Origin of the sequence: Armatimonas sp., from assembly GCF_043760365.1 — a bacterium.
Taxonomy (GTDB): domain Bacteria; phylum Armatimonadota; class Armatimonadia; order Armatimonadales; family Armatimonadaceae; genus Armatimonas.
Window position 1 is genome coordinate 1 of record NZ_JAYUPA010000169.1, and the last position, 6,061, is coordinate 6,061.

General features: G+C 60.6%; 5 protein-coding genes. 2 read left to right on the top strand and 3 right to left on the bottom strand.

Annotated elements, in window-relative coordinates; translation table 11 throughout:
- The coding region (locus ACH2EH_RS04205) for a sugar ABC transporter ATP-binding protein (RefSeq protein WP_395139248.1) at positions 1 to 1,258 on the top strand (1,258 nt) is incomplete at its 5' end.
- On the top strand, positions 1,255 to 2,199 hold the full coding sequence (locus ACH2EH_RS04210) for an ABC transporter permease (RefSeq protein ID WP_395139250.1): 945 nt from the start codon (positions 1,255 to 1,257) through the stop codon (positions 2,197 to 2,199). The genes ACH2EH_RS04205 and ACH2EH_RS04210, both read left to right, overlap by 4 nt.
- Before the next feature lie 10 nt (positions 2,200 to 2,209).
- Here ACH2EH_RS04210 and ACH2EH_RS04215 read toward each other — a convergent pair whose 3' ends face one another.
- From ACH2EH_RS04215 to ACH2EH_RS04225, 3 genes are all read right to left on the bottom strand, one after another.
- Positions 2,210 to 3,034: a PPK2 family polyphosphate kinase gene (locus ACH2EH_RS04215; RefSeq protein ID WP_395139252.1), complete on the bottom strand. Its 825-nt coding sequence runs from the start codon at positions 3,032 to 3,034 to the stop codon at positions 2,210 to 2,212.
- Between the two features lie 7 nt (positions 3,035 to 3,041).
- Entirely contained in the window at positions 3,042 to 5,528 is a 2,487-nt protein-coding gene (locus ACH2EH_RS04220; protein ID WP_395139254.1) for a glycoside hydrolase family 20 zincin-like fold domain-containing protein, read from the bottom strand.
- Positions 5,525 to 6,061, bottom strand: a 537-nt coding sequence (locus ACH2EH_RS04225; protein WP_395139256.1) for a DUF2141 domain-containing protein, incomplete at its 5' end; no start/stop codon positions are given. The genes ACH2EH_RS04220 and ACH2EH_RS04225, both read right to left, overlap by 4 nt.

Consider the following 6,061-nt stretch of genomic DNA (forward strand, 5'->3'; position numbering starts at 1 on the left):
CGCGAAGGCGCGTGACTTAGGGATTCGGACGGTCTACCAGGAGCTGAATCTTGCGCCGCACTTGAGTGTTGCCGCGAATATTTATTTAGGCGCGGAGCCAATGCGCAGTGGCCTGCTGGATCACAAGGCGATGCATGATAAAGCGCAGGCGCTCTTGACGGGCCACGGGTTTGATCTTAACCCTGATGCACTGGTGGGGACACTTGGCCCCGCGCAGCGACAGGCGGTGGAAATCTGCAAGGCGCTGTCTGAAGAAGCAAAGCTGCTGCTTTTAGACGAGCCGACATCGTCGCTAGGTGAGAAAGAGATCGAGGAGCTGTTCACGACGCTGCGGGCACTGCGAGAGCGCGGCATCGGGATGGTTTTTGTGAGCCACAGACTACCCGAGTGCTTCGTGCTCTGCGACAGAGTGGTGGTGCTCCGTGATGGTCTGCAAGTCTATGAGTCCAATATTAGCGAGACCGACACGTCCACGGTGGTGCGTGCCATGGTGGGGCGGGAGCTCTCGGATTTTTATCCCCGGAAAACCATCACCCCCGGTGCGGAGCGGCTCAAAGTGGATCTGGATGGCGTGCAGTTCGCGACCTATGCGGGGGAAGTGGTCGGGATCGCCGGGCTGATGGGAGCCGGGCGTACGGAGCTCCTAGAGGCGATTTTTGGCTTGCGGCACATGGTCGGGACCGTTTTTGTGGATGGCAAGCCGCTGCCGCTGAATAAAGGCCCACGGGCGGCGATCAAGGCGGGCGTCGGGATGCTCACGGAGGACCGCAAGCGCACGGGGCTGGCGCTGGGGCTGCCGGTGCGCCACAATGTCACTCTTGCGGGGCTGGAGAAGATCGCGCCGGGGCCGTGGCTCTCCCATGGGCCGGACAAAGCCGCGACAAAGACCGAGATCGAGCGTCTGCGGATCAAGACTTCTAGCACGGAAACACTTATCGGGACGCTCTCAGGCGGCAATCAGCAAAAAGGGGTGCTCGGGCGCTGGCTCCATGCGGGCTCGTCGGTGTTGCTCTTTGATGAGCCGACGCGCGGCGTGGATGTGGGGAGCAAAGTTGAGATATACGAGCAGATGAACGCTATCACTCGTGAGGGCGCGACCATCGTGCTGGTCTCCTCCGAGCTTCCTGAGCTTCTGGGGATGAGCGACCGGATTCTGGTGCTCTTCCAGGGCCGCTTAGTGGCAGACATTGCCCGCGCGGATGCCACGCCCGATCGCGTGCTGCACTTTATGATGACCGGAAAAGATATCGCACTATGACACTTGCCAAGCGCTTACTACCTGCTGTTTCCTTGCTCCTGCTCTGCATTTTCTTCGCCATTCGCGTGCCGCAGGCCACCGGGCACCAGTCGTTTCTCAGCCTGGACAACCTCTACGGCGTGACGGGGCAGTACGCGTACTTACTGCTGATCGGGATGGGCGCGACACTGGTGATTATCGCCGGGGGAATTGACCTCTCCGTGGGCAGCGTTCTCGCGCTCTCGGGCGTCACTTCCGCATACTTGATGGTCAAGTCCGGCTGGTCGGTGCCGCTGGGAGTGCTGGCGGGAATCGGAATCGGGGCGCTCTCGGGCGGGCTGGTCGGGGTGATTGTGACAAAGATGAAAGTCCCCGCCTTTATCGCCAGCCTCGGGATGCTTCTGGTCGCGCGTGGCGTCACGCTGCGGATTGCCAAGGGCGTCACGGTGGATGGGACGCCCGACACTTTCAATGCACTGGCTGCGGGCAAGGTGCTGGGAGTCCCGATGCCGCTCATTTTGGTGGTGGTAGTTGCCGGGCTGATCGCCTTTATCTTGCACTACACCAAGCTGGGCCGCTATGTCTACGCGATCGGCTCCAACGCCGAGGCCGCACGCGTCTCGGGTGTTCCTGTGGAGCGTGTGCAGCTTGCAGTCTATGCCATCGGTGGCGCACTGGCGGGCCTTGCAGGGCTTGTGGAGTCCGCCCGCCTCAGCTCCGGCAACCCCACGGGCGGCAGTGGCTACGAGCTGGATGTGGTCACTGCCGTCGTGGTGGGTGGCGCGAGCCTAGCAGGCGGCGAGGGCCGCGTCTCGGGCACGCTTCTGGGGGCGCTGCTCATCGCCGTTTTGCGTAACGGCTCGAACCTGCTGGGCGTAGACCCGTTCGACCAGAATATCTACATCGGCCTGCTGATTATCGGAGCCGTGGCGTTTGATCAGAAACTTCGCAAGCTCGGCTAGCCAGGCGCTATTATTGTCCGGCTCGAATCTTCTCCAGTGCGATTTTCTGCTCCGCTCCGAGCTTCTCTAAAGCGGCTTTCCACTCGGCCTTGTAGGGCTTGAGCGTCTCGATCAGCACCTCGGCCATGGCGACATTGCGAAACCACTTGTTGTCGGCGGGAACCACGTACCAAGGGGCCTCCGGGGTGGAGCAGCGCTCCAGCACATCGTCGTAGGCCGCGCTGTAGTCGTCCCAGAAGCTGCGCTCCGTCCAGTCGCTGGGATTCAGCTTCCAGGACTTCTCGGCGTTGGCCTCACGCTCTAAAAGCCGCTTCTCTTGCTCCTCTTTGCTCACATGCAAGAAAAACTTCACCACGATCACGTTGTTGTCGGTGAGCAAGTTCTCAAAGTTATTGATATCCTCGTAGCGCTTCTCCCAGACCGCCTCGGGCGCGAGGTTATGGACGCGCACCACGAGAATATCCTCGTAGTGGCTGCGATTAAAGAAGACTACCTCGCCCTTGCCGGGGGTTTGCTTGTGGATGCGCCAGAGAAAGTCATGAGCGCGCTCCTCAGGAGTAGGCACTTTAAACGCCGCCACACGTGTCCCCCCAGGGTTCATCGCACCCGCCACGCCCTTAATCGCACCGTCTTTGCCCGAGGCATCCCGTCCTTGGAGCACCACGAGAAGCGCATGGGTTCCGGCGGCAGAGAGCAATTCCTGAAGCTTGCCGAGCTCCAAGGCTTGCTTGGCAAAGCGCACTAGCGCCTGCGCTTCGGTCATGTCACCGTCACGCTTGGTAGGGATCGTGGTAAAGCTCACCTTACCGGGATTATCAAATTTTTCGCACAACATGGGGGGATTATACCAACCCCGTCACCCCGTAGACGACCAGTCCTGATTCCCCATTCGTGCTACTGATCGTCAGCTTTCCGCCACCGGGGATTGCCAGGCTCCGCAAGCCGGGCGCGACGGTGCGTACGCTCGGATCAGAAAGGGCTGTAAAATCATCGGCGGCGGAGAGATTCACGCCGTAGACCAGCGCCGTCTCTTTCCCATTTACCGTCACTGCCCCGACTTTTGTACCGCGCTCGGTTTTATGCGTTGCCGCGACAATCACGCGCAGCTCGCTTCCCGGCAGATCGAGCAGGAGCGAGAGCGGCGCGGGCTCGGTGAGCTTTCCGGCAAGCAGTGTGGAAGACAGACGGTAGAGAACGCCATCGCCAAGACGTGCCTCGCGGGCTTTTCCGGGAAGCACCGCGACCGAGCCCGCACGAGGCGCTTGTGGTTTGCTTTGATCCTCGCTCCAGAGCCGGTTGAAGATTTCCCCCGCGTCCCACGTGGGCTTGGTCACGCCACCGTTCCAGAAGTGCTCCGCTGCCAGTACCATTGCGACAAACTGCCGCCGCTCAGGGCCATCGAGCACCTCGGCTTTCGATTCGTAGCCGCACCAGGTCGTCTGCAAGCCACCCCACGCCCCTGACTCGGCGGCCGCTTTCGCAAAATTCACCACATTGCCGGGATTGAACCAGGTGCAGGCAACGACTTTGGCAAATCCCGCCTCGCGCAGTGTCTTCAGCGACGGGAACTTCTCATGTGCTCCGTACTGCCAGTCGAACATCACGATATCTTTAGGCAGGCCCACACGTAGCGCCTTCGCATCGGCGGCGCTCGGGGCGGTGCCAAAGCACGGCGCGACTTCAGAGGGATGTAGCACCATATCGGCCCACATCCACATTTCTTTGCCACGCTTACGATGAAAAGCGTGCCAGTGCTTGGCGTTGCTCACAAAAAGCTCTGCAAATGTCCGTGGGGCTGAGCGAAAGGGGAAGCGACCACGCATGGTCACTTCATCGAGACCGGCATGGAACGCGGGGGCTCCGAACAAGTCATCGGCCTCCGCGACCAAGCGTTCCAGATAACCGACGGCAGCGGGATTGGATATATTCACGGCGTAGGGCAGCTCGGGGTCCTCGGCAAACGCCCGATTCTGCGGCTTGTTGAAGAGCCACTCCATGTGCCCGTAGCTCTGTACCAGTGGCGTTAAGGTGATTCCATGCGCCGTTGCAAACGCCACTTCCTCTCTAATCGCCGCCTTGGTGCCGCCCCAGCTTGGAGCCACCGACGGATCACTCTCCCACCTGAGCTGCTCACACTGAATGACCAAGTGATTGAGCTTAAAGGGCGAGTAGAGCCGCGAAATAAGCTTTTTCTGAAACGGTAGCGCGTTCTGCCCGTGAAAGAGATGCACCCCCCGAAAGCTGAGCGTCGGCCAGTCTTCGATCTCCACCGAGTGAATGACTTGTCCACGCACATCAGTATTTATTAACTGCAGCAGTGTCTGCGCTGCCCAGAGCGTGCCTGCCTCATCGTTGCCGGTAAGTTGGATGCGGTCTTTGCGAACGGAGATTGTGTAGGACTCAGGGCGGCCCCCCAGCCCCCGTCCGACGGGGGAATCTATTCGGTTGGGAATTTTTTCTTGCAGGAGTGCTAGTGCTCGCTGCGCACCGGGGCCGCTAACTTCGAGCTTCATCTTGCTCGTCAAGCGCACAGGCGGGCCTGTCACCATCAGCTTTTTGGGCGTTGGGATCACCAGCGGCGCTTTGGCCGGTTGCGGCACAAACGCATCGCCTCGACTCAGGCTCCCCCGCCGGGCGGGGGCGGGGGGGGTAGGCACGCTAGGGGGTGGGCCAAACGCCACTGTAAACACCGCCGCCTGCTCCCCGTCCGCAAAACGCACCGCCCGAGCGGGTGAGCCAAGGCCCAGCCAGAACGTCGGGGCGGCTTGCGCCCACTCGAAAGCCTCGGTGCGAGCATCAAAACAAACGGGCTTTTCTGATTTCTCCGTACTGTGCCAGCCAAAAATCACTTGGCCGAGCTTTGTCTGAAACGCGAGCTTGGAGAACGGCGGCCCGACACGGCGCTCGTCTTGTGAGCCGGTGAGCGGAGCGTATGGGATTTTGGCGAAGCGCGTGTCGCCACTTACGGAGGTGCCCGCGAGAAGATTGGCGTTGACATAGCCCGCCGCCCACTCGATCTCGGTGGGAATATCGGACTTGAGCCGGTAGCGCAGAGTTGTACTGACCGACGTTTCGCTGACGAGCCACTCGAAGGCAACGGTAGCGCTCTCGTTCTCCGCACTCGCCTCCGCCAGCCAGCTCTGGCCGACTTTGCGCCAGGGAGTCTCGCTCCACCGCACCACCGTCGGGTTGAAGAGCACGCCGCTCCAGCCCGCTTTGACCAGATAAAAAGTCGAGCGACGGATCACCGGCACGCTGTCGAGTGTAACACTCAGGCCACGGGCGGGAGTCCATACCACTGTCACGCGCCCCATAGAAATCGGATTCACAGATGCACCAGCTTGATGGTGATGACTCGCTCGGAGCCTGCGCCCGTGATGGCAAACGCGGTGTCTTTGAAGCGCGGCGGCCCGACACGGATCTTGGGGTCACGGGAGAAACCAAAACCCTCTTTGGGAATCCCGAAGGTCTTGGTGTCTAGCTTGCCGTTTGCGTTTTCGTCGTGAAAGAGTGTCACTGCGTAGCTACCGGGCACGAGCTTGGGGACAATCAGACGGGCTGTTTTATCGTCGGCGATAGCGCACTGTCCACTTGCTACGGCTTTCTCGCCTTTATCAGGGAAGCCCTCCGAACCAGAGAAGAGGGAGAATACCACGCTGCCTTTTGTACTTCTGAGCCCCGTAACCTCCACGGTGAGTGTCGTCTCCTGCGGCTTCTCTCCTTCGGTTAGCACCACGGGATAGTGTGTTTTAACCCAGACAAGCGCCTTTTCCTGGTACTTCGGTGCGGCAGTCAGCACCAGTGTCTTCGGATCCGATCCTTCGGTGCGTAGCGGCCAGGCTTGCGCGATGTCGAACTTTTC

Coding starts and splice junctions, on each gene's coding strand:
- ACH2EH_RS04210 (WP_395139250.1), top strand. CDS start 1,255: ATGACACTTGCCAAGCGCTTACTACCTGCTGTTTCCTTGCTCCTGCTC.
- ACH2EH_RS04215 (WP_395139252.1), bottom strand. CDS start 3,034: ATGTTGTGCGAAAAATTTGATAATCCCGGTAAGGTGAGCTTTACCACG.